Raw genomic sequence first — 24715 nt, forward strand, 5'->3', positions numbered from 1 at the left:
GACCGTTATACATGTTTGAGCGGCAGATGAATATTCTGCAATTTAGGTGGTACCGCGTAATTTACGTCCTAGAACACACTTGTGTTCTAGGCTTTTTTTGTTAGTTTTGCTTTTTTCAATAGGAATAAGGATTCTTTCTTGGCTGACTAACATCCATCATCCACAAAACAATGATTATTTAGGAGGAACATCTATGACTGAAAATTTACCAACAAAATTCAATCCTCAAGAGGTTGAAGCGGGCCGTTATCAAAAATGGCTAGATCAAGACTTGTTCAAGCCATCAGAAGATAAGCAGGCGAAACCGTATTCGATCGTTATTCCGCCACCCAATGTAACTGGAAAATTACACTTGGGCCACGCTTGGGATACAACACTACAAGATATGATCATCCGACAAAAACGGATGCAAGGCTTTGACACCTTGTGGCTTCCTGGAATGGACCATGCAGGGATCGCTACTCAAGCAAAAGTAGAAGAAAAATTAAGAGAGCAAGGCATCTCTCGTTATGATCTTGGTCGTGAAAAATTCGTTGATCAAGTTTGGGAATGGAAAGAGGAATACGCAGGGCACATTCGGGAGCAATGGGCGAAATTAGGCTTGTCCCTTGATTATGGTCGCGAACGCTTTACTTTAGATGACGGCTTGTCTGATGCTGTTCGAAAAGTCTTTGTTTCTTTATATGAAAAAGACTTGATCTACCGTGGCGAATACATCATCAATTGGGACCCGCAGGCAAAAACAGCCTTGTCGGATATTGAAGTGATCCACAAGGACGTGGAAGGAGCCTTTTACCATGTTTCTTATCCGTTAGCAGATGGCAGCGGCGTATTAGAAATCGCAACGACTCGTCCTGAAACGATGCTAGGTGATACAGCGATCGCGGTTCATCCAGAAGATGAGCGCTACCAAGCATTGATTGGTAAAAAAGCGATTTTACCACTATTAAACAAGGAAATTCCAATTATCGCCGACAGTTATGTGGATCGGGAATTTGGAACGGGAGCTGTGAAAATCACACCGGCCCATGACCCAAATGACTTTGAGGTTGGTAATCGTCATGACTTGCCACGGGTAAATGTTATGAATCCAGATGGCAGCATGAATGAGCTTGCCGGTAAATATGCAGGCATGGATCGTTTTGAAGCGCGTAAAATGATCGTGGCTGATCTAAAAGAAATCGGTCGTTTGATTAAGGTTGAAAAAATGGTTCACAGTGTCGGTCATTCTGAGCGTACAGGCGTTGTTGTTGAACCACGTCTATCTACACAATGGTTTGTAAAGATGGGGCCGTTGTCTGATCAGGCAGTCAAAAATCAAAGCACGGAGAATGCGGTGGAATTCTTCCCGCCGCGCTTCAACAATACCTTCATGACTTGGATGGAAAACGTTCATGATTGGGTAATCTCTCGTCAATTATGGTGGGGACATCGGATTCCAGCTTGGTATCATAAAGAAACGGGTGAAATGTACGTTGGGATGGAAGCTCCTTCCGACAGCGAAAATTGGGAACAAGATCCAGATGTACTGGACACTTGGTTCAGTTCTGCCTTGTGGCCGTTTTCTACGATGGGCTGGCCGGATGAGGAGAGCGAAGAGTATAAACGCTACTTCCCAACGAGCACATTAGTGACAGGCTACGACATTATTTTCTTCTGGGTGAGTCGAATGATTTTCCAAAGCTTGGAATTCACGGACGAACGCCCATTCAAAAATGTGTTGATTCACGGATTGATTCGTGACGAACAAGGACGCAAAATGAGCAAGTCCCTAGGCAACGGGATTGATCCTATGGATGTCATTGAAAAATATGGTGCCGATGCTTTACGCTGGTTCCTATCTACTGGCTCAGCGCCGGGTCAAGATGTACGTTTCAGCTATGAAAAGATGGACGCTGCATGGAACTTCATCAACAAGATCTGGAATGCGTCTCGTTTTGTGATTATGAATGTTGAAGGCTTCACACCGGCAGACATTGATTTCTCTGGTGAAAAAACCGTTGCGGACCGTTGGATCTTGACGCGTTTAAATGAGACCATCGAAAAAGTAACGAGCTTATTTGACCAATTTGAATTCGGTGAAGCGGGTCGTCAATTGTACAACTTCATGTGGGATGACTTCTGTGACTGGTATATCGAGATGAGTAAAGAAATTCTTTACGGGGAAGATGAAGAAGCCAAACAAACAACCAAGAGTATCTTAGTATATGTTTTGGATCAAACATTGCGTCTGTTACACCCAATCATGCCGTTCGTGACAGAAGAAATTTGGGCGAAAATCCCTCATACTGGGGAGTCCTTAGTTGTTGCGGAGTATCCAGTGGTTCACCCTGAAAACAATGACGAAACTGCAGCAAAAGGAATGGAAGTTCTGAAAGAATTGATTCGCTCTGTTCGGAATATTCGTGCTGAAGTAAATACACCACTTTCTAAGCCGATCACTTTGCTGATCAAAACCAGTGATGCAAAAGTGGATGAATTCTTGATTGAAAATACGAGCTATATCGAACGTTTCTGTAATCCAGAGGAATTGGTGATCTCAAGCGACATTACCGCACCGGATTTAGCGATGTCCGCAGTCTTGACGGGCGCTGAGATTTATCTTCCATTAGCTGGATTGATCAATATTGAAGAAGAAATCAAACGCTTAGAAAAAGAATTAGCCAAATGGAACGGCGAAGTGAAACGCGTGCAAGGAAAATTAGCCAATGAACGCTTTGTGGCAAATGCTCCTGAAAGTGTCGTTGCAGAGGAACGTGAAAAAGAAAAAGATTATTTGGAAAAACAAGCAGCGGTTCAAGATCGGATCGAAAGCTTACGAACGATTTCTTAAAAAGGAAAATAAAAAATGAGTACGGCTAAATCAAAGCTGTACTCATTTTTTTATTCACCTGAAGTGGAAATTGAGGAAGTCAGCTATGAAAGGAGTCTTTAAAAAAAATTCACCAGCGCTTGGCAATCTTTCTTTGAAAATCTTTGCTATACTAGAAGCATGTAAAAAAAGATAAAAATGAGGCGAGTAATTTGACGATAGATGAAGCGATTGCTTGGATTCACAGTCGAAAAAAATTTGGATCACGTCCAGGTTTAGACCGTATCCAAGCCTTACTAGATAAAGTAGAGAACCCAGAAAAAAAAGTTCCTGTCATTCATATCGCTGGGACGAACGGGAAAGGTTCTACAGTTGCCTATTTACGCAGTATCTTCATAGAGGCAGGTGTGACGGTCGGGAGTTTTACCTCCCCTTATATTGAAGAGTTCAACGAACGAATCGCGATCGACGCGCAGCCGATTCCTGATTCTGCTCTGATTCATTATGTAGAAAAATACCAGCCTATTGTTGCTGACCTGGATGACCAGCCGGCTATTGGTGGAATCACGGAATTCGAGATTTTAACTGCGATCATGCTGGATTACTTTGCAGAGGAAGCAGTAGATGTCGCGATCGTTGAAGTTGGGTTGGGCGGTTTGTTAGATTCCACGAATGTCGTATCGCCTATTTTGACTGCGATTACGACGATTGGTTATGATCATATGGAGATTTTGGGAGATACCTTAAATGAGATTGCTCAGCAAAAGGCAGGGATCATCAAAAAAAATATCCCTGTCGTTACTGGAAACATCACAAAAGGGCCTTTGATTGAAATCGTGGAAAAAGCGGTCGCTGAAACAGCAAAGATCTATCGTTACGGGGAAGAATATCAGGTAGATTATTTGCGACCTGATCCGAACTGGGGCGAGTTGTTTAGTTTTACAGATTCAGCAGGAAAGCTAACGTCGTTGAAAGTTCCGCTGTTGGGCCGTCATCAAGTTGAAAATGCGGGGGTGGCGATCATGTTGTATCATCTGTATTGTGAAGGGCAAGGTTTGCCTTTTGAAGAAAGAACGATACAAAAAGGATTGGCAAACGCGCAATGGCCTGCTCGTATGGAAAAAATCAGTGACGAACCCTTGATCGTGATGGATGGCGCGCATAATGGCCATGCCATCAAACGACTGGCAGAAAATATGAAGCGAGAATTTCGAGGATACACTATCCGAATTCTGTTCTCTGCATTGGAGACAAAGGATGTGGATCAAATGTTGTCGCTGCTTTCAGAAATTCCTAATGCACATATTTATTTAACGACGTTTGAGTACCCAAAGGCGTTGGATCTTAGCCGCTTCGATAAATCAGACAGCCGTTTTGACGTTGTCTCACTCTGGCAATTTGGCTTAGGCGAATTGCTAGAAGATATGGGAGCTGACGATCTATTATTAATTACTGGATCACTGTACTTCGTTTCTGAAGTGCGTCAATTATTATTAAACTTAGGAGGTAAGAATGAAAAAAGTTAAGGGAATCATTTTCGACATGGATGGCTTATTGTTTGATACAGAATCAATTTATTGTGAAGCAAACTTGGTGGTAGCTGAAAAGTACGACCTGCCCTTCACGAAGGATGTGTATAACCGTTTTATCGGGATCTCTGATGAAGAAGTGTGGGAAGCCTTGCACGAGATGTATGCAGATCACGGAAAAGAAACGGTCCAAAAATTCATTGACGAAAGTTGGGGAATGGCCCACGATCGGTTCAAGACAGGGGAAGTTGATTTGAAGCCGGGAGTTCACGAGTTGTTGACTTATTTAGAAGAAAAGAACATTCCTCGTGTTCTTGCATCGAGCAACGTACGTCCTGTCATTGAAATTCTATTAGAGCATGCAGGCATTCGAGACAAGTTTTCGGACATTGTTTCTGCTGATGATGTAAAGTATGCGAAACCTGATCCTGAGATTTTTGAGATCGCGGTGGATCGTTTAGGGATCGCTCGAGAAGAAGGATTGGTTTTGGAGGATTCTAAAAACGGCATCTTAGCTGCCGAAGGGGCAGGTGTCCCTGTGGTCATGGTTCCAGATATTATTCCTCCAACTGCGGAACTCGAAGAAAAAACAGCAGCCGTTTTACCAACACTGCATGACGTCATCAACTTTTTAGAAGCTTAACACAGGCTCCTTTGCGTACCTTATTGAAAAGTGCGTAAAGGAGTTTTTTTATGGAAAAAAGTTTGTTGTTGCAAGAATTGCCTGAGAGTTCATGGCCACGTGAGCGTTTGTTGCGGGAAGGCGAAAAGCATTTGTCGGATCAGGAGCTGTTGGCAATCATTTTGCGAAACGGTTCGCGTCAGCAAAATGTGATGGAATTAGCCGGAACGATCTTGCGGGAATACCCGGACCTTTATAATTTAAAGCACACCACGTTGCATGAGCTGCAGAAATTTAAAGGAATCGGCGAGACACGAGCCATTGAATTAAAAGCCATGATGGAATTTGGCTATCGAATCAATCGTGCGTTGCAGCCGAAGATGGGAAGGGTCCAATCAAGTCTTTCTTTAGGTCAGCTTTTGATCACGGAATTAAAGGACTATCAACAAGAGCATTTGGTCGCCTTCTTTTTAAATACAAAAAATGAAATTATTTTACAGAAAACTATTTTTATCGGATCACTGAATCAATCCATCGCGCATCCACGAGAAATATTTCGGGAAGCGGTGCGTATCAGTGCGGCACGCGTTGTTTTAGGCCATAATCACCCATCAGGAAATCCAACACCGTCATCCAATGATTTGGACTTTACAAAACGCGTGCAAGAGTGTGGTGAAATGATGGGAATCGAGCTTTTGGATCATATTATTGTTGGAGAAACCAAATATTTCAGTTTACGTGAAGAAAAGTACTTAAAGTAGCGATTGAAAACCCTTGCGCTAAGAATAAGTAGAATGTTAAACTATTAATGTAGCTTTGTTTGAGTTGCGAGCTGGTATACAGATGTTTCCTTTTCGTAGTGCAGCAATGTTACAATCAATAAGTGCTTAGGCACGAGGAGGAATTTTATTCATGGAAAACGGAACAGTAAAATGGTTTAACGCAGAAAAAGGTTTTGGCTTCATCACTCGTGAAGATGGCAGCGATGTATTCGTACATTTCTCAGCTATCCAAGGCGACGGCTTCAAAACATTAGAAGAAGGACAAGCAGTAACTTTCGATGTTGAAGAAAGCGATCGCGGACCTCAAGCAGCTAACGTGAATAAGCAATAATACAACAAAGCCTTAGAGAATGTTCTCTAAGGCTTTTTTTGTATGCTAAGAAAAAAAAGATCAGCTCTCCATTTAAAATTGGAAAAAGCGGTCTTCTTCCAAGCCATCTGTATGATTGGAATTATTAGTCGCAAGCGCGGACTTTCCAATACAGTATTGCCAGAAAAATTCAAAAAAGAGGGGATTGCTTTTTTCTAGCTTGATCGTGGCAAAGATATCTTTGGTCGCTTGCTTGACTAGTTGGATCGTATCGGAGTCTTGTAAGAAGAAACGATAAAATTCCTCTGGATAGTCAGTAGCATAGTTGGTGATAGCTGCAGATAATGCTTGCAAAGATTTTGGTTCCTGATCTTCTAGAAAATCTGTATATTTGACCAATATACGATTGGTCAAAACCGACTTCAGCTCAGCTAAGTTAGCAAACTCGCGATAGATCGGTTGAGTCGAGCAAGAGATGTGTTGGGCAATGTTACGGGCATGGAATTTATTGAAGCCTTCATTGAGAATCAACTGATACGCACCATCAATGATGTGACTTCTTTTTATGCGTTGTGTTCTAACCATAATTAATCTTCCTTTATTCTGATTTCAAGAAACTATAAAATAACTAAATGCAGTTATTGTATCTTTCTAACTAGTCTTCATTGTGCAAATAAAAGAGTTATTTGTCAATTGGTTTTTTGGTGTTTTCAGAAAAATAATATTTTTTTTTGCAAAAAAAGCGCCAGTTATTTGAATATTCGTTGAAAAGACCTAAAATTAAAAAAACATCTATCTGAAAATCAGATAGATGTTTAATTAATTATCAGGCGTCATAATCATTGGTAAAATCATTGGGTGACGTTCTGTTTGATCAAATAAGAATGGTTGCAGTGCTGCGACCATCGCATTTTTCAGTTTTGCTTCAGTGCATCCTGCTTCGTTTAAAGCTTCCCGCAATGCGTGGAATAAAATTCGTTGCCCTTCATTGATCATCTCGCCGGATTCACGCATGTACACAAATCCTCGAGATAAAATATCTGGACCAGCTAAGATTTCCTTCTTAGCAATATCAACTGTTGCGACAGCAAGAACCAAGCCTTCTTCAGAAAGAATACGGCGATCTCGCAGAACGACATTACCGATATCTCCGATCCCGCTGCCATCCACGTACACATCACTGGCATTAAAATGACCAGCGCGTCTAGCGCTATCCGCAGTCAAGGCCAACATATCGCCATTTTCCATAATGAAACAATTTTCTTCAGGAACACCTGTATCTTGAGCTAATCCTGTATGGATCTTCAACATTCTGAATTCGCCGTGGATCGGAACAAAATATTTCGGCTTCATTAAGCGAAGCATCAATTTTTGTTCTTGTTGACTACCATGACCAGAAGTGTGGATGTTATTGACTTTCCCATGAATCACCTCTGCACCCGCTTCAGAAAGCAGGTTGATCAAATGATTCACACTTGTCGTATTCCCAGGGATAGGTGAACTTGAGAAAATGACGGTATCGTCCGGTTGGATCTGGATTTGACGGTGTGTACCGTTCGCGATACGAGACAAAGCTGCCATAGGTTCCCCTTGAGAACCCGTGCATAAAATCATTAATTCGTTAGCAGGCAAATTATTAATTTCATGAGCATCAACAAATGTACCATCAGGAACAGTGATATAGCCTAATTTTTGTCCATTGACGATCGCGTTCTCCATGCTTCGACCGAAGACGGCGATCTTTCTACCTGTAGCAACAGCAGCAGTAGCGGCTTGTTGCAAACGAGAAATATTAGAAGCGAAGGTAGCGAAAATGATCCGACCTTCGATTTTTTCCATAATACGCAAGATGGACTGCCCGATAGTTTGCTCAGATTTTGTAAATGTAGGAACCTCAGCATTGGTACTGTCAGATAAAAGACACAACACGCCTTCCTCACCGAGCTTAGCCATGCGATGCAAGTTGGCTGGTTGGCCGACAGGTGTGAAGTCAAATTTGAAGTCACCAGTTTCCACGATATTCCCAGAAGGTGTTTTAACGACCACACCTAGGGGATCTGGAATACTATGCGTCGTTCGGAAAAAGCTCACAGATGTTTTGCGGAAACGAATGACTGAATCTTCATCGATTTCGTGCAATTCTGCGTCACGCAATAATCCATGCTCATCCAATTTGTTTTTGATCAGAGCCAGAGCAAGAGCCCCCGCGTAGATCGGAATATTTGCTTGTTTTAATAGATAGGGAACACCACCGATATGATCTTCATGTCCGTGGGTGATCACTAATGCTTTAACCTTATTGATGTTTTGGACAACGTAACTAAAATCGGGAATGACATAATCAATTCCTAATAGATCGTCTTCAGGAAATTTTATCCCGGCATCTATAATGATGATCTCATCTTGAAATTGAACCCCATACATATTTTTTCCGATTTCGCCCAATCCACCAATGGCAAAGACACCAGTTTCGTTGTTTTTTAGCGAGAGTTTCATAGATTAGAACTCCGTTAACTTGAAGTCGGCATTTTCTTTTTCATACTCTAAATGATTGCCTTCTAAAAGTTGGATGTATTCAACGTTATATGGGGTGTTATCACGTAATAAATTGTGTACCATTTCTTCATTGTCCGCTTCCACATACAATGATTGTGTTTGCTCGCGTTTTGGGTTGCGTTCTTTGGTTTCTTGATAATAAACTTTGTAAATCATGAATCTATCTCCTTTATTTGCATTATAGCAATTTTTTCCACGACAAAATGAGGGGCGGTTGCCACCTATTTTTTTATGCTCAGCAATTTAGCTAGAACTAAAGTGTTGAGAAGAAGCCTCGTCTTTGCTTCTTGCTTGAAAAAACAATTTCACCGTTCTTTGGGTTGTTCTTACAACAATTACTTGTAGTTTATCACAGAATATATAAGAAGTATAGAAACTAAGAATTGAAATGACGAATCCTAAGAAATTTTCAGAAAGTTTAAAAATAAAAATAAAAAGAACGCATTACTGAGCAGGCAGAAGCAATATTTTTATGCTATATTGGAGTCATTACGTTATAGAGAGAGGCGAATAAAAATGAAGTTGATGTTGCGGTATACCTTGCGCTACAAAAAGCTATTATTGTTAGATTTCATCAGTGTTTTTGGATTTATTTTGATCGAGTTGGGGTTGCCGACGATATTAGCCATGATGATTGATAAAGGAATTGGAAATAACGATTTTGACTATGTACGTAAGATGGGGATCGTGATGATTGTGATAACAGTGATCGGGATCATCATGAGTATTTCATTACGTTACTTCAGTTCTCAGATTACATCTAGAATGGTGGCTGATATTCGGGACGACCTTTTTGAGAAAGTTCAGACCTTCTCCCATTCGGAATATGAGCAGATTGGTGTTCCTTCGTTAATTACTAGAACAACAAATGACGCGTATCAGATTATGCTCTTCATGCAAAACATCCTGACGACCGGCTTCATGACTCCAATGATGTTCGGAATGAGCTTGTATTTGATCATGCGGACGAGTCCTGGTTTGGGTATTTATGTTTTGTTGGCGCTGCCTATCTTGTTATTAGCAGTTATTTTAATTGCGAAGTATTCAGAGCCCTTATCTACAAAACAGCAGAATAATTTAGATAATATTAACGGAATTTTACGTGAGAATCTTTCTGGCTTACGGGTAATACGCGCTTTTGTGAATGAAAAATTTGAAGAAATGCGTTTCAAATTCGTCAATGATGCCTACACGAATAGTTCGAAGAGTCTATTTCATTTAATGGCAGTAGCACAGCCTGGATTTTTCTTTCTATTTAATATTGTCATGGTTCTGATTATTTGGAACGGGACCGTTCAGATCAACCAGGGTGCTTTAGAAGTCGGAACGTTGATCGCTTTTATCGAGTACATTTTCCATGCGCTGTTTTCTTTCATGCTGTTTGCGACAGTCTTCATGATGTATCCGCGGGCCAATGTATCCGCATTGCGTATTCAAGAAGCCTTTGATATGGACCCATTAATCAAAGACAATCCTGAAAAAACAGCGGAACCAACAGAAAAAAGCTCTTTGGAGTTTCGTGATGTGACATTTGCATATCCGGGACATGCAGAAAGTCCGGTGATTCGAAATGTCAGCTTTACAGCCAAGCCAGGTGAGACAGTTGCTTTTATCGGGAGTACTGGATCTGGGAAATCAACCTTGATTCAATTGATCCCCCGATTTTACGATGTGACAGAAGGACAAGTGTTAGTCGATGGAATGGATGTAAGAGAGTATCAATTGAAGGATCTACGTAACAAGATTGGTTATATCCCGCAAAAAGCACAATTATTTACTGGAACGATCGCGGATAATCTTCGTTACGGGAAAGAAGATGCGACACAAGCCGAGATGGAACAGGCCGCAGAGATTGCGCAAGCCTCAGAGTTCATCGCTCAGAAACCTGATGGCTACCAAGAAGAATTATCAGAGGGTGGAAATAATTTCTCTGGTGGTCAGAAGCAGCGTTTAGCGATTGCCCGCGCGGTGATCCGCAAACCGGAGATTTATATTTTTGATGATAGCTTCTCAGCGTTGGATTATCAAACCGATGCAAAACTGCGTGCTCGATTGAAAAAGGAAACGACAGAATGCGCGGTATTAATAGTTGCGCAACGTGTAGGTACGATTATGCACGCGGATAAGATCGTTGTGTTAAACGAAGGCGATGTTGTAGGAATAGGTACTCATCGTGAGTTATTAGATAGTTGTCCAATTTATTATGATATTGCTGCTTCTCAATTAACGAAGGAGGAATTAGCATGAGAAAATACACTTCTTCTTTAAAGCGGTTGATGCACTATATTAATCCTTACAAAAAATCATTTATTTTGGTCTTGATACTGGCTATTGGAACCTTGATTCTAGGGACCTGGATGCCTTATTTGACAGGTCTGCCTACAACTGAAGTTAGTAAAAACATCATGCAGGGCGAGGCTGTAAACTTTGACTATGTCTTTAAATGGTTAGTCGTCATCGTGATTGTGGGGATTGCCTATAGTTGTACGCAATTAGGAACAGGCTGGCTGATGGCAAACGTTGTACAATCTGCAATGCGTGATTTGCGTGAAGATATTGAAGCCAAGATTAATCGGTTGCCAGTTTCCTATTTTGATCGAAACCAACAAGGAAACATTCTCTCACGTGTAACGAACGACGTGGATGCAGTGAGTAATGCGATGCAACAAGCCATCATCAAATCTATCAATGCTGTCTTAGGTATTTTGTTAGCAGTTGCAATGATGTTTTACATCAATCCCATGATGGCGGTCTTATCATTGATCATGATTCCGTTATCCATTGTTGTTTCTCGAAAAATCGTTCAAGTGTCACAGAAGGATTTCCAAGGAATGCAAAATTCATTGGGTGAATTGAACGGCTATGTACAGGAAAATATGACTGGCTTTAGCGTTTTAAAATTGTATGGACGTGAAAAAGAAACCTTGGCTGGCTTTAGCGAAGTCAATCATGAACTTCGACGCTATGGTTTCCGCGCGGCCTTTGTTTCAAGCTTGATGCAGCCGTTGGTTCAGTTGACCGCTTATGCAACGTACATCGCGATGGCTATTTTGGGAAGTTGGAATGTTATTCACGGTGTGATTTTAGTAGGGCAGCTCCAAGCCTTTATTCAATACATTTGGCAAGTTAGTCAGCCGATGGGGGAAATCACCCAACTGTCTTCAATGATCCAAAGTGCATCGGCTTCAGCTAAACGAGTTTTTGAAATATTAGATGAACCAGAGGAAGAATTAAACGAGCAGGATCTGCCTTTACCAGAACCGGTACAAGGAAATGTTGTTTTTGATCATGTAAGATTCAGTTACGATCCGAAGAAGCCGTTGATCGAGGATTTAAGCTTCGAGGTCAAAGCAGGGGAAACAGTCGCTATCGTTGGTCCGACAGGTGCAGGTAAGACGACGTTGATCAATTTGCTGATGCGGTTTTACGATATCAACAGTGGACGCATCTTGATTGATGGTGTAAACACACAAGAAATGAATCGTTCGGATGTTCGTTCCTTATTTGGTATGGTATTGCAAGATGCTTGGTTATACGAAGGAACGATCGGAGACAATATTCGCTTTGGACGCTTAGAGGCTACGGATTATGAAGTAGTTGATGCGGCTAAAACAGCAAATGTGGATCATTTTATTCGAACGATGCCTGATGGGTATGATATGGAAATCAATTCAGAGGGAGACAATGTCTCTCTTGGACAAAAACAATTATTGACCATTGCTAGAGCAGTTATCTCTGATCCTAAGATCCTTATTCTGGATGAAGCAACAAGCTCGGTGGATACTCGTTTAGAAGGATTGATCCAAAAAGCAATGGATCGTGTCATGCAAGGGCGCACGAGTTTTGTAATTGCCCATCGGTTATCAACGATTCGTGATGCAGACCATATTTTAGTTATGAAGGATGGTCAAATCATTGAGCATGGTACCCACAATGAACTTCTGGCCCAAGGGGGATTCTATGAACAGCTATACAATAGCCAGTTCATGGAAGAAGCGGAATAAAAGGAAGGCTCATTTAAAAGATACTAGAATATTTCAATAGAGAACTAGAGAGCCAGGTGCTTCTGCTTCCATCAACGATGAGAATGCAGAAGAATCTGGCTTTTTACTTTTATTCATACATTGCTTAGGTAAGGAAGAGTCAATGGATAAATGCTATACTTATTTGGACAACAAAAGTTTAGATAAGAGAAGGATCAAGGATAGCAGAAAGAGAATTGGAGGAAAAGGAATGGCTTATTTTATCGCATCCAGCGCGGATGTTTATGGCGATGTAACCATAGAAAAGGGCGCAACGATTTGGTTTCAAAGCGTTTTAAGAGGAGATAGCAACACGATCGCTATTGGAGAAATGAGCAATGTGCAGGATGGAACGATTGTACATGTGGATCATGATGCTCCTACTTCGATCGGAGAATATGTCACAATTGGACACGCGTGTATTATTCACGGGTGTACGATCCATAGCGGGGCGTTGATCGGGATGGGGTCAACGATTTTGAATCATGCAGAAATTGGCGAAAATAGTCTGATCGGTGCGGGGTCATTAGTAACAGAAGGAACAGTGATTCCGCCGAACTCGCTAGCATTTGGATCGCCAGCACGTGTGATTCGTCAATTGACACCGGAAGAAATCAGTAGCAACCGCAAAAATGCGGAGCATTATTACGAATTAGGAGAAAAATACTTGAACAACGAGATACCGCCATTCCAAGTAAGAGGAGCTGTTCATGAAGGAGACTAGCTTCTTACTGTTGCAGGCACAGCTGCGGGCGTTGTTTCCTGATGAAGGTCTAAATCAATTAGCTATTTACGAAGATCATAAAGCCCATTTCCTGATTTTTTCTAGTCGTGGATTGTATGTACTGGAAGAAGACGATTTAACAAAAGAGCCGCGAAATATTTATTATACAACGGATAGTTTGAAGCCATTTTCTATTCGTCAGCACGAGGGAATATTCGAACTGATCGTTGAAACGGTTGGAGGACGGCACTTTATTTTAGCCTTTCCTGATCAAACGGATGCGTATCATGCGATGCAGACATTGATTGAACTTTTAGTTTAATAAGACGAGTTAGTATAAATTTTTCTTAATTCCCATTATAATCTTACTTAAAGGAAGTGATAAAAAATGGACGGAAGTAAATTTGATCATGAGCCGGTCAATGAGGAAGACTTGTTGGCCAAGGGCTATCGCAAATATCATGGTGAAGGCATTGATATTTATTATAACAAGGATATTTGCGCGCACATTGGGAACTGTGTAAGAGGCAATCCAGAAATTTTTGAGGTGGGACGCAGACCCTGGATTATTCCAGACAATGGCAGTGTTGAAAATGCTAGTTATGTCGTGGATACTTGTCCAAGCGGCGCCTTGAAATATGTTGTGAAGAAGTAAGGGAAACAAATAAAGTAGAGTAAGGAGAATCGAATCATTATGGAAATCAAAGAAGAAAAAGAACGCTTTGTCTTATTGAACGATCAAAATGAAGAGGCAGGAGAAATGACATGGTCAAATGCTGGTCCAGAAATTATGATCATTGATCATACATTTGTCGATCCAACATATCGCGGACAAGGCTTGGCAGAAAAATTAGTTGCTGCCGGTGTTGAAAAAGCACGTAAAGATGATAAAAAAATCATCCCATTATGCCCATTCGCAAAAAAAGAGTTTGATGAAAAACCAGAATATGCAGATGTTTTAAGAAAATAAGTATCTCACGTCCCTAGTCAAATGACCTCAATTGTGCTAAAGTAAAATCGAGGTAGTTTGGAAATAAGGAGGGTCATCTTTTGTATAATTTTATTTTGGGTGTTATCTTAGTTTTATCAGTAATCATCGTTATTACGATTATGATGCAACCTAGCAAACAAAATAGTGCTGCGAGTGCTTTTACTGGCGGTGCAGATCAATTATTCGGAAAGCAAAAAGCGCGCGGCTTTGAAGCTGTGATGCAACGATCAACAGCGATTCTAGGTGTGATCTGGATGGTTTTGCTCTTCGTATTAATGTTTTTATCAAGCAAATAAAACCGGCCTCTCGCGTGAGAGGTCTTTTTTATTTTGTATTTGTATTAAATCAAGTACACTTTAAGGTAAGAGAGAAAGGCAGACGGCACTTACAATCAAGGGTCAACGGATTATTTTCTGGCGAAAGGACCTAATACGGATAGTGAGGTGTCTGCGTATGAAATTGAATGAGTGGAGAGTGAAAAAAGATGATTCAACCGCCAAAGTCGTTGTTTTTGCCGAATGGAAAACGAGCGGTCCTACTGTTGCACGCGTATTCTGGCAGTCCAAATGACGTGCGTATGATGGCACGTTATTTGGAAAAATGGAATTATACAGTTTATGCACCCTTATATAGTGGACACGGAACTATGGACCCATTAGATATTCTTGAGAAGTCTGCCGAACAATGGTGGGAAGACACTCAAAACGGGGTAGCGTACTTGAAGTCAAAAGGATATCAGGAAATCGCTGTTTTTGGACTTTCAATGGGAGGGATTTTCGCGACTCGCTTATTAAGTAAGATGCCAGAAAACTTTCTTGGCGGCGGCTTTTTTTGCTCCCCGATTGCCCCAGTTAAAACGAATGTGACTGAAAATTTTCTATTATATGCGAAGCAAGTATTGGATCGATCAGGCAAGGAAGCGACAAGAGAGAAAATTGACAGTTATCGCCCATTGGTAGAAGATCAGTTAAAGGCCATTGAAGATCAAGCGTTAATTGCTTATGAAAACTTAGCTGCAATCACTCGGCCTTTCTTTATGGCACAGGCAGGACAAGATGAAATGATTGAAGCGGAAGGGGTATTTCAAACAGCAAGCCAATTGCGTCAGACATCATTCAGCTTGAATTGGTATCCTGAGAGCAGTCACGTGGTCACCGTGGGCCCAGAAAGAAGACAATTAGAACAAGACGTGGTAAATTTTTTAGCCAGTCTTGGTTGGAGAGAAGATAATGGAGAGAAAAACAATTAAATCAGAAATACTAGCTGGCTTGAAGGCAGCCAATAAAAAAAGTCTTTCAATGGAAGAATTAGCAGAAGTTTTAGATATGCGTAAAAGCGAGGATTATAAACGATTAGTCCAAACAGTGGCGCAGCTTGAAAGAGAGAAAGCACTAGAATTTAACAAAAAAGGGCACATCAAGTTGCCTTTTCAGCCAATCGAAGTGGAAGGGATTTTTCGTCGCAATGAACGAGGCTTTGGTTTCGTGACGATTGATCCAGAGGAACCGGATATTTTTATCCCGAAAGAAGCGACTAATTTTGCGATGGATGGTGACATTGTCATGATCGACATCCAAAAAACGGCGGATCTGTTTTCAGATCGTGGCGCGGAAGGCCGTGTTGTTTCTATTAAAGAACGGAAGATTCAGCAACTTGTTGGTGAGTTTACAGCTTTTGATGTGGATGAAATTGCGGAATCTGATTTATTCGGTTATGTAACACCGAAGGATAAAAAAAGTGCGCAATTTAAGGTTTTTATTGCGGCGGAAGGCATTCAACCAGTGGATGGCAGTGTCGTGATCGTTGAGATCACTCATTATCCTGAGAAGGGATATGCAACAAGTCTTGAGGGGATGATCACAAAGGTAATTGGTCATAAAAATGATCCAGGCATGGATATATTATCGATCGTGATTGCTCAAGGAATCCCAACCCAATTTCCAGAAGAGGTTCAATCAGCTTCTGAAGAAGTCCCTGATAAAATCGCTGCATCTGATTTAGTAGGCCGCCGTGATTTACGGGATCAACAGATCGTGACCATTGATGGAGCGGATGCAAAAGATTTGGATGACGCTGTGACGGTCCGTAAACTAGATAATGGAAATTACTTTTTAGGGGTACACATCGCGGATGTTTCTTACTATGTGACGGAAGACAGCATCTTGGATAAAGAAGCGTTCGAACGTGGAACGAGTGTCTACTTGACGGACCGAGTAATTCCCATGATCCCGCAACGTTTATCAAATGGTATTTGCTCCTTGAATCCTCAAGTACCACGCTTGACTATGAGCTGTGAGATGGAGATTGATCCAAGTGGGACGATTGTTCATCATGAGATTTTTCAAAGTGTGATCCAAACGACCGAACGAATGACGTATTCAGCGGTAAATGAAATCTTAGAAGAAGACGATGCAGAAACGACTGAACGCTACCGTGACCTAGTTCCGATGTTTCATTTGATGAAAGAACTGCATCTAATTCTTGAAGAACGTCGTAGTCGCCGCGGGGCAATTAACTTTGAGGACAGAGAAGCTAAAATTCTTGTTGATCCTGAAGGACGCCCGCTGGATATTGAATTGCGAGATCGAGGTGTTGGCGAACGCTTGATTGAATCGTTCATGTTGGCGGCGAATGAAACCGTTGCTGAGCATTTCAATCGATTGAAGGTACCATTCATCTATCGAATTCATGAACAACCAAAAGAAGAAAAAATGCAGCGTTTCTTTGATTTTGCAGCAGCACTGGGTATTTTAGTCAAAGGAACAAAAAATACGATCACTCCGAAGGATCTTCAACAAGTAATCCATGACGTAGGAGATAAACCGGAAGCAGCAGTTATTAATACGATGTTGTTGCGTAGTATGCAGCAAGCACGTTACTCCGAGGATAATTATGGGCATTACGGATTGGCAGCGGAATACTACACGCATTTCACGTCACCGATCCGACGTTACCCCGATTTGATCGTCCATCGCTTGATTCGGACGTACAGCCAAGATCAAAGTGAAACAACTCAAGAAAAATGGGCAGAAAAACTACCAGACATCGCTAATCATAGTTCGAAGATGGAACGACGTGCAGTGGACGCTGAACGAGAAGTCGACAGCATGAAAAAAGCCGAATATATGGCAGAAAAAGTTGGAGAAGAATTTGATGGACTTATCAGTTCAGTCACCAAATTTGGTATCTTCATTGAGCTTCCAAATACGGTAGAGGGAATGATCCATCTAAACGAATTGAAACAGGATTATTTTCATTTTATTGAAAACCAATTGGCGTTAGTCGGTGAGCGTACACGTCAAACCTTTAAAATCGGTCAAAAAGTTCGAATAAAGGTGACGAAGTCTGATCCAGAAACACGAGAGATCGATTTTGAACTTTTAGAAGCAGAAGAGATTCCTTCTTTGGAGGTTCCTAGCAACAACCGTCGTGATAAGCGACGCAAGCCAACCGGCGGCCGCAACAATCATAAAACTAGCGAAAAGCACTATAGTAAAAATGTTGAGAATAAAAACAACGAAAAAGGCAAGAAAAAGAAAAAAGGAAAAAAAACATTTTACAAATCTGTAGCCAAAAAGAAAAAACCGGGCAGAAAGAAGGGATAACATGCCAAAAGGTGATGGGAAATTAGTCGCACAAAATAAAAAAGCACGCCACGATTATACGATTATTGATACGATCGAGGCAGGGATCGTTCTGCAAGGAACTGAAATAAAAGCCATTCGCAATAGCCGAATCAATTTAAAAGATGGCTTTGCGCGCATTCGAAATGGTGAAGCTTTCTTATACAATGTTCATATTAGTCCATATGAACAGGGGAATATTTTTAACCACGACCCTTTGCGAACTCGCAAGCTGCTCATGCATAAAAAACAAATCGCTCGTTTAGCTGGCGAACTTAAGACGACAGGTATCACACTAGTCCCCTTAAAAGTGTACTTGAAAGATGGCTACGCTAAGGTTCTGATTGGTGTTGCCAAGGGAAAACATCAATATGATAAACGAGAAAGTTTGAAGCGTAAAGACGTGGATCGTCAAATCAGTCGAACGTTGAAAAACTATTCGCGCTAGCAAAATATTCTTTTTCGCATATTTAGGGAGAATTTCTTTACTTCACAATGGATTTTGATACGATTAGGTACAATCTATACTAGCCTTTTTGTGGGCTAAATCAGCTATTGGAGAAGGAAAAAGAGGAATAAAATAACGTGAGAGAAATTAACCTCGACTTATTCGGAAATTTTTAGGAAAATTCTTTGAAATTTTCTTTCTCTGGTGGTAACATACGATAGTATTTTGAGGAGCAGCGCTAAGCAGGCACTAGCTGACGCGAGTCGCTGGGAAGAGAGGTGAACTGGATTGGATGAAAAATCTTGGTTTTTCCATATTGGTCCCATATGGTTTGATGGTACGGTAACGACAATGATCATTGTGACATGCGTAATTGTCTTTTTCCTTGTCTATGCATTTACACGCAACCTATCATTGAAACCCAAAGGAAAGCAAAACGCAATTGAGTGGGTCATTGATTTTACAACGAACATTGTTGGTGACAACATGCCTCGTAAAGAAGTCAGAAATTTTAGTTTGTTCTCATTTACGTTGTTCTTATTTATTTTTGTAGCAAACCAAATCGGACTCGTCACGAAGATCGTCACTGGAGACAATGTGACGTTTTGGAAGAGTCCAACTGCAAACCCCTTTGTAACGATGGGATTGGCATTACTCGTATTGGTCCTAGCAAATTATCTGGGTACAGAAAAACTCGGGTTTGGTGGTTACGTGAAAAATTCTTTCTTTACACCGACAGGATTATTTCCTATTAAGTTGATGGAAGAATTTACAAATGTTATCACGTTAGGGCTACGTCTTTACGGGAACGTTTTTGCCGGTGAAGTATTGCTTTCACTCATTGCAAGTATGGTCACAAGCGCCGGATGGTGGACATTGCCGTTCGCTATTCCACTTGAAATGATTTGGATCGCATTCTCACTATTTATTGGTAGTATCCAAGCATTTGTTTTCACCACTCTATCTATGGTTTATATCAGTCATAAAATCGAGGTAGAATAATAACACACACACACACTTTTAGGAGGAAAATTATTATGAACTTTATCGGTGCAGGAATCGCAATCATGGGAGCCGCAATTGGGGCTGGTTATGGTAACGGACAAGTAATCTCAAAGGCAATTGAATCAATGGCGCGTCAACCAGAAATGTCAGGTCAAATTCGTTCTACAATGTTCATCGGTGTTGGTTTGATCGAAGCTGTGCCAATTCTGGGTGTCGTATTAGCTATGTTGATGGTTTTCCAATAATAATCGACGCTTTTTTGTTGAGTCTCATCATAGAGATGAGCGCAGATCCCAGTTGAGGATTCTGTAATGGAGAAGAACAGAAAGGAAGACCGAGTATGCTGAATCTAGTTATTGCTGAGGCTGTCAATACAACACTCGGTAATTTAATCGTCGTTACGCTATCATTCGTGATTCTAATGGCGCTATTAAAACATTTCGCATGGGGTGCCGTTCAAGACATCCTTAAAAAACGCGAAGACAAGATCGCCAATGATCTAGATTCTGCCGAAAACTCTCGGATTAAAGCAACTGAGCTGGAAAAAGAACGTGAAACTCAGTTGGCAAGTTCCCGTAGTGATGCGGCAGATATTATTAAAAATGCGAAAGAGAGTGGCGAATTAAGCCGCCAAAACATCATTAAGGATACAAAAGAAGAAGTCACGCGTCTGAAAGATCGCGCGCAATCGGAAATCAAAGACGAACGTGAAAATGCGTTGACTTCTGTTAAAGATGATGTGGCAACACTTTCTCTACAAATCGCAGAAAAAATCTTGAGTAAAGAGCTGTCACAAGAAGCTCATCAAGATTTGATCAACAACTATATGGACAAGTTGGGTAACACGAAACATGAAGCTTGATAAATACACTGTTGGTAAACGGTACGGTAAGGCTTTATTTGAACTGGCGATCGAAGATAAAGCTGTGGACGCTGTTTATCAAGAGCTGCTGACTGTCCGAGCAATCTGTAAAGAAATTCCTGATCTAGGAAATATTTTAACGGATGTTCGCTTAGAAGGCGCCGAGAAAAAAGCAATTATGGATGCTTTTACTGGCGGCTTTGATGGGATCGTCAAAAATTTTCTATTAGTTGTTTTTGAATACAATCGCAGCGACGATCTTCCATTCATGATTGATGAATTTGAACGTCGTTACGATGAATTAAATAAAATCGCACACGGAACAGTCACAACAGCTGTTCCGCTCTCTGAAGATAAGAAACAAGAGCTTGAAGCGAAAGTCGCTGATGTTTTTGGCTACCAGAAGGCCACGTTAACCCCGTTTGTTGATGAATCAATTCTCGGCGGTGTCATTGTTGAAGCCGATCATCAAGTGATCGACGGCAGCCTCGCCAGCCAATTAAATGGTCTACGAGCAGCACTTAGTAAAAAGTAGAGAAGAAGAGGTGAAATGAATGGCCATCAAAGCAGAAGAAATCAGTGCTTTAATCAAAGAACAGATTCAAAATTATGATAATAAGTTGTCTGTTGAGGAAATCGGAACAGTCACATATGTCGGGGACGGAATCGCTCGTGCCCACGGATTAGAAAACGCAATGAGCGGAGAACTATTAGAGTTTTCTAACGGCTCTTATGGAATGGCACAAAACTTAGAAAGCAACGATGTCGGTATTATTGTTCTAGGTGAATTTGAGTCCATTCGTGAAGGAGACAAAGTAAAACGTACCGGTAAAATCATGGAAGTCCCTGTTGGGGATAACATGATCGGACGCGTCGTTAACCCCTTAGGTCAACCAATTGATGGTATGGGACCTATTGAAACAAGTAAAACACGTCCAGTCGAAGCAATGGCTCCGGGCGTTATGCAACGTAAATCTGTGTCAGAACCTATGCAAACAGGTTTGAAGGCCATTGATGCATTAGTTCCAATCGGTCGCGGCCAACGGGAATTAGTTATCGGTGACCGTAAGACTGGTAAGACATCCATTGCTATTGATACGATCATTAATCAAAAGGGTCAAGATATGATTTGTATTTATGTGGCTATTGGACAAAAAGAATCCACGGTACGTTCACAAGTAGAAACATTGCGTAAATACGGTGCTATGGATTATACAATCGTCGTAACAGCGGGCGCCTCTCAACCTGCACCGCTATTATTTATTGCGCCTTACGCTGGAACAGCTATGGGTGAAGAGTTTATGTATAATGGCAAACACGTATTGGTAGTCTTTGATGATCTATCAAAACAAGCCGTTGCCTATCGTGAACTGTCATTACTATTACGTCGTCCGCCAGGTCGTGAAGCTTACCCAGGGGATGTCTTTTACTTGCACTCACGTCTATTAGAACGTGCAGCGAAACTTTCTGATGAATTAGGCGGCGGTTCATTGACTGCCTTGCCATTTGTAGAAACACAAGCTGGAGATATTTCGGCATATATTCCAACCAACGTCATCTCGATCACTGATGGACAAATTTTCTTAGAAAATGATTTGTTCTACGCAGGTATTCGTCCAGCCGTAGATGCTGGTTTATCTGTATCTCGTGTAGGTGGTTCCGCACAAATCAAAGCAATGAAAAAAGTTGCTGGGACTCTTCGTTTGGACCTTGCCAGCTATCGTGAATTAGAAGCCTTCACTCAATTCGGTTCTGATTTAGATGCAGCGACGCAAGCAAAACTAAATCGTGGACGTCGAACAGTTGAAGTACTGAAACAAAAACTTCATGATCCGCTTCCTGTTGAAAAACAAGTAGTGATCCTTTATGCCTTGACTCATGGCGTGCTTGATAGTATTCCAGTCAATAGTATTTTAGATTTTGAAGCACAATTATTTGAATATCTGGAAACAAATCACTCTGATTTATTTGCGACAATTCGTGATACGAAGGATCTGCCAGATACAGAGAAACTAGATGGAGCGATCCAAGAGTTCAAAGATATTTTTGACGCTTCTTCAGCTAACCAAGAAAAAGCATAATCGAGGTGAGAAAAAATCATGGCATCCTTAAATGAAATCAAAACACGGATTGCATCGACAAAGAAAACTAGTCAAATCACCAACGCTATGCAAATGGTATCAGCATCTAAATTGACGAAATCAGAAGCCTACTCAGCAAAATTTCAACTCTATGCTTCAAAAGTACGTGAAGTATTAACGCACTTAACAGCAAGTGAATTAACCGAGTTGGCCAATTCTGGTCGTGAATTAGGCGGAATCAACTACCACAGTATGTTGTTGAATCGTCCGGTTAAAAAAACGGGCTATATTGTGATTACTTCTGATGGTGGTTTGGTCGGAGGGTATAACAGCTCAATCTTGAAACAGACCATGACGATGCTTGAAGATGATCATGATTCTGCCGATGAATATGTTTTGTTAGCCATTGGTGGAACCGGAGCGGACTTTTTCAAAGCTCGTGGTGTTAAATTGGCCTATGAATTACGCAATTTATCGGATCAACCAAGCTTTGAAGAAGTGCGAAAGATCGTTTCCATGACGACCAGTATGTATGAAAACCAAGTCTTCGATGAATTGTACGTATGCTATAACCATCACGTCAATTCATTGTCTAGCCAGTTTCGGGTAGAAAAAATGCTGCCTATTTCTGATTTAGACCCAACTGAAGCACAGACGTATCGTGAAGAATATCTATTCGAACCTTCAAAAGAAGCAATTCTTGATCAATTACTTCCGCAATATGCTGAAAGTTTGATTTACGGAGCCATCGTTGATGCCAAAACAGCGGAGCATGCTGCTGGGATGACGGCAATGAAGACTGCGACAGATAACGCGGGTTCGATCATTGATGATTTAACGATTTCATACAATAGGGCTCGTCAAGCGGCGATCACCCAAGAGATTACTGAAATTGTCGGCGGGGCTTCCGCATTAGAATAATTTCGAGATTGGAGGAAAAAACATGAGTTCAGGCAAGATTGTTCAAGTTATTGGTCCCGTTGTCGACGTGGAATTTTCTTTAGATCAATCCTTACCAGACATCAACAATGCGTTGATCGTTTATAAAAATGATAAAACAAAAGTTGTTCTTGAAGCTGCTTTGGAACTTGGTGATGGTGTTATCCGCACAATCGCTATGGAAGCTACTGATGGTTTACAACGCGGAATGGAAGTTGTCGATACTGGCAAATCTATCTCTGTTCCCGTAGGTAAAGAGACTCTGGGGCGTGTATTTAACGTTCTAGGGGAAACAATTGATAAAGAGGCACCTTTCCCAGAGGATGCAGAGAGAAGCGGTATCCATAAGAAAGCACCGACCTTCGAAGAACTTAGTACAAGTAATGAAATTTTAGAAACTGGGATCAAAGTTATCGACTTATTAGCCCCTTACTTAAAAGGTGGTAAAGTTGGATTATTCGGTGGTGCCGGTGTTGGTAAAACCGTCTTGATTCAAGAACTTATTCATAATATCGCTCAAGAACATGGTGGGATTTCTGTATTTACCGGTGTTGGCGAACGTACTCGTGAAGGAAACGACCTTTATTATGAAATGAAGGACTCTGGCGTTATTGAGAAAACAGCCATGGTGTTCGGACAAATGAATGAGCCGCCAGGTGCACGTATGCGTGTTGCCTTGACTGGTTTGACATTGGCTGAATACTTCCGTGACGAAGAAGGACAAGATGTGTTGCTGTTTATCGACAACATCTTCCGTTTCACTCAAGCGGGATCAGAAGTTTCTGCCTTGCTAGGTCGTATGCCGTCAGCCGTTGGGTACCAACCCACATTGGCAACTGAAATGGGACAATTACAAGAACGCATCACGTCAACGAAAAAAGGCTCGATCACTTCGATCCAAGCCATTTATGTACCCGCCGATGACTACTCTGACCCTGCGCCAGCAACAGCTTTCGCCCATTTGGATGCAACAACCAACTTGGAACGTAAGCTAACGGAACAAGGGATCTACCCAGCCGTTGACCCATTGGCTTCCTCTTCAAGTGCTTTGGCACCTGAAATCGTAGGAGAAGAACATTATCGCGTGGCAACAGAAGTTCAACGTGTGTTACAGCGTTACCGAGAATTACAAGATATCATCGCAATCTTAGGGATGGATGAATTGTCTGACCAAGAAAAAGTAATCGTATCTCGTGCTCGTCGTATCCAATTCTTCTTGTCACAAAACTTTAACGTAGCTGAACAATTCACCGGTCAGCCAGGTTCGTACGTGCCTGTTGAAAAAACGGTTGAAGGCTTTAAAGAAATCCTTGAAGGAAAATACGATGATCTTCCTGAAGATGCATTCCGTAGTGTAGGGACAATCGAAGACGTCATCGAAAAAGCGAAAACTTTAGGCTACTAGAAAG

General features: G+C 41.4%; 25 protein-coding genes and 1 other annotated feature (1 of these 26 cut by a window edge). Of the genes, 22 read left to right on the forward strand and 3 right to left on the reverse strand.

What is annotated here, in order from left to right; genetic code table 11:
• Window positions 1–74 (forward strand) — a binding site (T-box leader); it begins 139 nt to the left of the window's first position.
• A 119-nt stretch (window positions 75–193) separates the two neighbouring features.
• The 5 genes from I592_RS03450 (at window position 194) to I592_RS03470 (ending at window position 6076) form a co-directional block, all read left to right on the forward strand.
• On the forward strand, window positions 194–2833 hold the full coding sequence (locus I592_RS03450; RefSeq protein ID WP_010781611.1) for a valine--tRNA ligase: 2640 nt from the start codon (window positions 194–196) through the stop codon (window positions 2831–2833).
• A gap of 191 nt (window positions 2834–3024) precedes the next feature.
• The gene (locus I592_RS03455) at window positions 3025–4338 is read left to right on the forward strand and encodes a bifunctional folylpolyglutamate synthase/dihydrofolate synthase (protein WP_010781610.1); all 1314 of its coding nucleotides are present in this window, start codon (window positions 3025–3027) and stop codon (window positions 4336–4338) included.
• Window positions 4325–4984 carry an HAD family hydrolase gene (locus I592_RS03460; protein WP_010781609.1) on the forward strand — a complete coding sequence of 220 codons (660 nt, stop codon included), beginning with the start codon at window positions 4325–4327 and terminating at the stop codon, window positions 4982–4984. The genes I592_RS03455 and I592_RS03460 overlap by 14 nt, the downstream gene beginning before the upstream one ends.
• 50 nt (window positions 4985–5034) lie before the next feature.
• Entirely contained in the window at window positions 5035–5724 is a 690-nt protein-coding gene (radC, locus tag I592_RS03465) for a RadC family protein (protein ID WP_010781608.1), read from the forward strand.
• A 151-nt stretch (window positions 5725–5875) separates the two neighbouring features.
• Window positions 5876–6076, forward strand: coding sequence for a cold-shock protein (locus I592_RS03470; RefSeq protein WP_010781607.1), 201 nt, complete (start codon window positions 5876–5878; stop codon window positions 6074–6076).
• 72 nt (window positions 6077–6148) lie between these two features.
• On the opposite strand, the gene I592_RS03475 is transcribed toward I592_RS03470, so the two are convergent.
• The 3 genes from I592_RS03475 to I592_RS03485 all read right to left on the reverse strand — a co-directional run bounded on the left by I592_RS03475 (window position 6149) and on the right by I592_RS03485 (window position 8767).
• A complete protein-coding gene (locus I592_RS03475) occupies window positions 6149–6640 on the reverse strand; it encodes a TetR/AcrR family transcriptional regulator (protein WP_010781606.1) in 492 nt (163 codons plus the stop codon).
• A gap of 234 nt (window positions 6641–6874) precedes the next feature.
• Window positions 6875–8551, reverse strand: a complete 1677-nt coding sequence (gene rnjA, locus I592_RS03480) for a ribonuclease J1 (RefSeq protein WP_010781605.1) — start codon at window positions 8549–8551, stop codon at window positions 6875–6877.
• 3 nt (window positions 8552–8554) lie between these two features.
• Window positions 8555–8767: a DNA-directed RNA polymerase subunit epsilon gene (locus tag I592_RS03485; protein ID WP_010781604.1), complete on the reverse strand. Its 213-nt coding sequence runs from the start codon at window positions 8765–8767 to the stop codon at window positions 8555–8557.
• A 360-nt stretch (window positions 8768–9127) separates the two neighbouring features.
• Between I592_RS03485 and I592_RS03490 the strand changes: the two genes are divergently transcribed.
• From I592_RS03490 to atpD, 17 genes are all read left to right on the forward strand, one after another.
• The gene (locus I592_RS03490; RefSeq protein ID WP_010781603.1) at window positions 9128–10858 is read left to right on the forward strand and encodes an ABC transporter ATP-binding protein; all 1731 of its coding nucleotides are present in this window, start codon (window positions 9128–9130) and stop codon (window positions 10856–10858) included.
• Complete coding sequence (locus I592_RS03495; protein WP_010781602.1) at window positions 10855–12615, forward strand: ABC transporter ATP-binding protein; 1761 nt, start codon at window positions 10855–10857, stop codon at window positions 12613–12615. The genes I592_RS03490 and I592_RS03495 overlap by 4 nt, the downstream gene beginning before the upstream one ends.
• Before the next feature lie 229 nt (window positions 12616–12844).
• Window positions 12845–13357, forward strand: a complete 513-nt coding sequence (locus I592_RS03500; protein WP_010781601.1) for a gamma carbonic anhydrase family protein — start codon at window positions 12845–12847, stop codon at window positions 13355–13357.
• Window positions 13344–13679 carry a hypothetical protein gene (locus I592_RS03505; RefSeq protein ID WP_010781600.1) on the forward strand — a complete coding sequence of 112 codons (336 nt, stop codon included), beginning with the start codon at window positions 13344–13346 and terminating at the stop codon, window positions 13677–13679. Before I592_RS03500 ends, I592_RS03505 begins: the two co-directional genes overlap by 14 nt.
• 66 nt (window positions 13680–13745) lie before the next feature.
• The gene (locus tag I592_RS03510; RefSeq protein WP_010781599.1) at window positions 13746–14012 is read left to right on the forward strand and encodes a (4Fe-4S)-binding protein; all 267 of its coding nucleotides are present in this window, start codon (window positions 13746–13748) and stop codon (window positions 14010–14012) included.
• 39 nt (window positions 14013–14051) lie between these two features.
• A complete protein-coding gene (locus I592_RS03515; protein ID WP_010781598.1) occupies window positions 14052–14327 on the forward strand; it encodes a GNAT family N-acetyltransferase in 276 nt (91 codons plus the stop codon).
• Between the two features lie 80 nt (window positions 14328–14407).
• Window positions 14408–14644 carry a preprotein translocase subunit SecG gene (secG, locus tag I592_RS03520; protein ID WP_010781597.1) on the forward strand — a complete coding sequence of 79 codons (237 nt, stop codon included), beginning with the start codon at window positions 14408–14410 and terminating at the stop codon, window positions 14642–14644.
• 188 nt (window positions 14645–14832) lie between these two features.
• The gene (locus I592_RS03525; protein WP_010781596.1) at window positions 14833–15597 is read left to right on the forward strand and encodes an alpha/beta hydrolase; all 765 of its coding nucleotides are present in this window, start codon (window positions 14833–14835) and stop codon (window positions 15595–15597) included.
• Entirely contained in the window at window positions 15578–17953 is a 2376-nt protein-coding gene (gene rnr, locus I592_RS03530) for a ribonuclease R (RefSeq protein ID WP_010781595.1), read from the forward strand. Before I592_RS03525 ends, rnr begins: the two co-directional genes overlap by 20 nt.
• Window position 17954: 1 nt before the next feature.
• Complete coding sequence (smpB, locus tag I592_RS03535) at window positions 17955–18419, forward strand: SsrA-binding protein SmpB (RefSeq protein WP_010781594.1); 465 nt, start codon at window positions 17955–17957, stop codon at window positions 18417–18419.
• Between the two features lie 288 nt (window positions 18420–18707).
• Window positions 18708–19421, forward strand: coding sequence for a F0F1 ATP synthase subunit A (gene atpB, locus I592_RS03540; protein WP_010781593.1), 714 nt, complete (start codon window positions 18708–18710; stop codon window positions 19419–19421).
• Between the two features lie 35 nt (window positions 19422–19456).
• On the forward strand, window positions 19457–19669 hold the full coding sequence (gene atpE / locus I592_RS03545) for an ATP synthase F0 subunit C (protein ID WP_010781592.1): 213 nt from the start codon (window positions 19457–19459) through the stop codon (window positions 19667–19669).
• A 95-nt stretch (window positions 19670–19764) separates the two neighbouring features.
• A complete protein-coding gene (gene atpF / locus I592_RS03550) occupies window positions 19765–20286 on the forward strand; it encodes a F0F1 ATP synthase subunit B (RefSeq protein WP_010781591.1) in 522 nt (173 codons plus the stop codon).
• Window positions 20276–20821, forward strand: a complete 546-nt coding sequence (gene atpH / locus I592_RS03555) for an ATP synthase F1 subunit delta (RefSeq protein WP_010781590.1) — start codon at window positions 20276–20278, stop codon at window positions 20819–20821. The genes atpF and atpH overlap by 11 nt, the downstream gene beginning before the upstream one ends.
• A 19-nt stretch (window positions 20822–20840) precedes the next feature.
• On the forward strand, window positions 20841–22367 hold the full coding sequence (gene atpA / locus I592_RS03560; protein ID WP_010781589.1) for a F0F1 ATP synthase subunit alpha: 1527 nt from the start codon (window positions 20841–20843) through the stop codon (window positions 22365–22367).
• A 15-nt stretch (window positions 22368–22382) separates the two neighbouring features.
• Window positions 22383–23288: a F0F1 ATP synthase subunit gamma gene (locus I592_RS03565; protein WP_044926041.1), complete on the forward strand. Its 906-nt coding sequence runs from the start codon at window positions 22383–22385 to the stop codon at window positions 23286–23288.
• A gap of 22 nt (window positions 23289–23310) precedes the next feature.
• Entirely contained in the window at window positions 23311–24711 is a 1401-nt protein-coding gene (gene atpD / locus I592_RS03570; RefSeq protein ID WP_010781587.1) for a F0F1 ATP synthase subunit beta, read from the forward strand.
• Window positions 24712–24715: the final 4 nt, after the last annotated feature.

This window comes from Enterococcus gilvus ATCC BAA-350, assembly GCF_000407545.1.
GTDB lineage: Bacteria > Bacillota > Bacilli > Lactobacillales > Enterococcaceae > Enterococcus_A > Enterococcus_A gilvus.

What these genes read in the sequence shown, in the direction of transcription:
- I592_RS03450 (WP_010781611.1), top strand. Translation starts at nt 194, where the DNA reads ATGACTGAAAATTTACCAACAAAATTCAATCCTCAAGAGGTTGAAGCG.
- I592_RS03460 (WP_010781609.1), top strand. Translation starts at nt 4,325, where the DNA reads ATGAAAAAAGTTAAGGGAATCATTTTCGACATGGATGGCTTATTGTTT.
- radC (WP_010781608.1), top strand. Translation starts at nt 5,035, where the DNA reads ATGGAAAAAAGTTTGTTGTTGCAAGAATTGCCTGAGAGTTCATGGCCA.
- I592_RS03470 (WP_010781607.1), top strand. Translation starts at nt 5,876, where the DNA reads ATGGAAAACGGAACAGTAAAATGGTTTAACGCAGAAAAAGGTTTTGGC.
- I592_RS03475 (WP_010781606.1), bottom strand. Translation starts at nt 6,640, where the DNA reads ATGGTTAGAACACAACGCATAAAAAGAAGTCACATCATTGATGGTGCG.
- rnjA (WP_010781605.1), bottom strand. Translation starts at nt 8,551, where the DNA reads ATGAAACTCTCGCTAAAAAACAACGAAACTGGTGTCTTTGCCATTGGT.
- I592_RS03485 (WP_010781604.1), bottom strand. Translation starts at nt 8,767, where the DNA reads ATGATTTACAAAGTTTATTATCAAGAAACCAAAGAACGCAACCCAAAA.
- I592_RS03490 (WP_010781603.1), top strand. Translation starts at nt 9,128, where the DNA reads ATGAAGTTGATGTTGCGGTATACCTTGCGCTACAAAAAGCTATTATTG.
- I592_RS03495 (WP_010781602.1), top strand. Translation starts at nt 10,855, where the DNA reads ATGAGAAAATACACTTCTTCTTTAAAGCGGTTGATGCACTATATTAAT.
- I592_RS03500 (WP_010781601.1), top strand. Translation starts at nt 12,845, where the DNA reads ATGGCTTATTTTATCGCATCCAGCGCGGATGTTTATGGCGATGTAACC.
- I592_RS03505 (WP_010781600.1), top strand. Translation starts at nt 13,344, where the DNA reads ATGAAGGAGACTAGCTTCTTACTGTTGCAGGCACAGCTGCGGGCGTTG.
- I592_RS03510 (WP_010781599.1), top strand. Translation starts at nt 13,746, where the DNA reads ATGGACGGAAGTAAATTTGATCATGAGCCGGTCAATGAGGAAGACTTG.
- I592_RS03515 (WP_010781598.1), top strand. Translation starts at nt 14,052, where the DNA reads ATGGAAATCAAAGAAGAAAAAGAACGCTTTGTCTTATTGAACGATCAA.
- I592_RS03525 (WP_010781596.1), top strand. Translation starts at nt 14,833, where the DNA reads ATGATTCAACCGCCAAAGTCGTTGTTTTTGCCGAATGGAAAACGAGCG.
- rnr (WP_010781595.1), top strand. Translation starts at nt 15,578, where the DNA reads ATGGAGAGAAAAACAATTAAATCAGAAATACTAGCTGGCTTGAAGGCA.
- smpB (WP_010781594.1), top strand. Translation starts at nt 17,955, where the DNA reads ATGCCAAAAGGTGATGGGAAATTAGTCGCACAAAATAAAAAAGCACGC.
- atpE (WP_010781592.1), top strand. Translation starts at nt 19,457, where the DNA reads ATGAACTTTATCGGTGCAGGAATCGCAATCATGGGAGCCGCAATTGGG.
- atpF (WP_010781591.1), top strand. Translation starts at nt 19,765, where the DNA reads ATGCTGAATCTAGTTATTGCTGAGGCTGTCAATACAACACTCGGTAAT.
- atpH (WP_010781590.1), top strand. Translation starts at nt 20,276, where the DNA reads ATGAAGCTTGATAAATACACTGTTGGTAAACGGTACGGTAAGGCTTTA.
- atpA (WP_010781589.1), top strand. Translation starts at nt 20,841, where the DNA reads ATGGCCATCAAAGCAGAAGAAATCAGTGCTTTAATCAAAGAACAGATT.
- atpD (WP_010781587.1), top strand. Translation starts at nt 23,311, where the DNA reads ATGAGTTCAGGCAAGATTGTTCAAGTTATTGGTCCCGTTGTCGACGTG.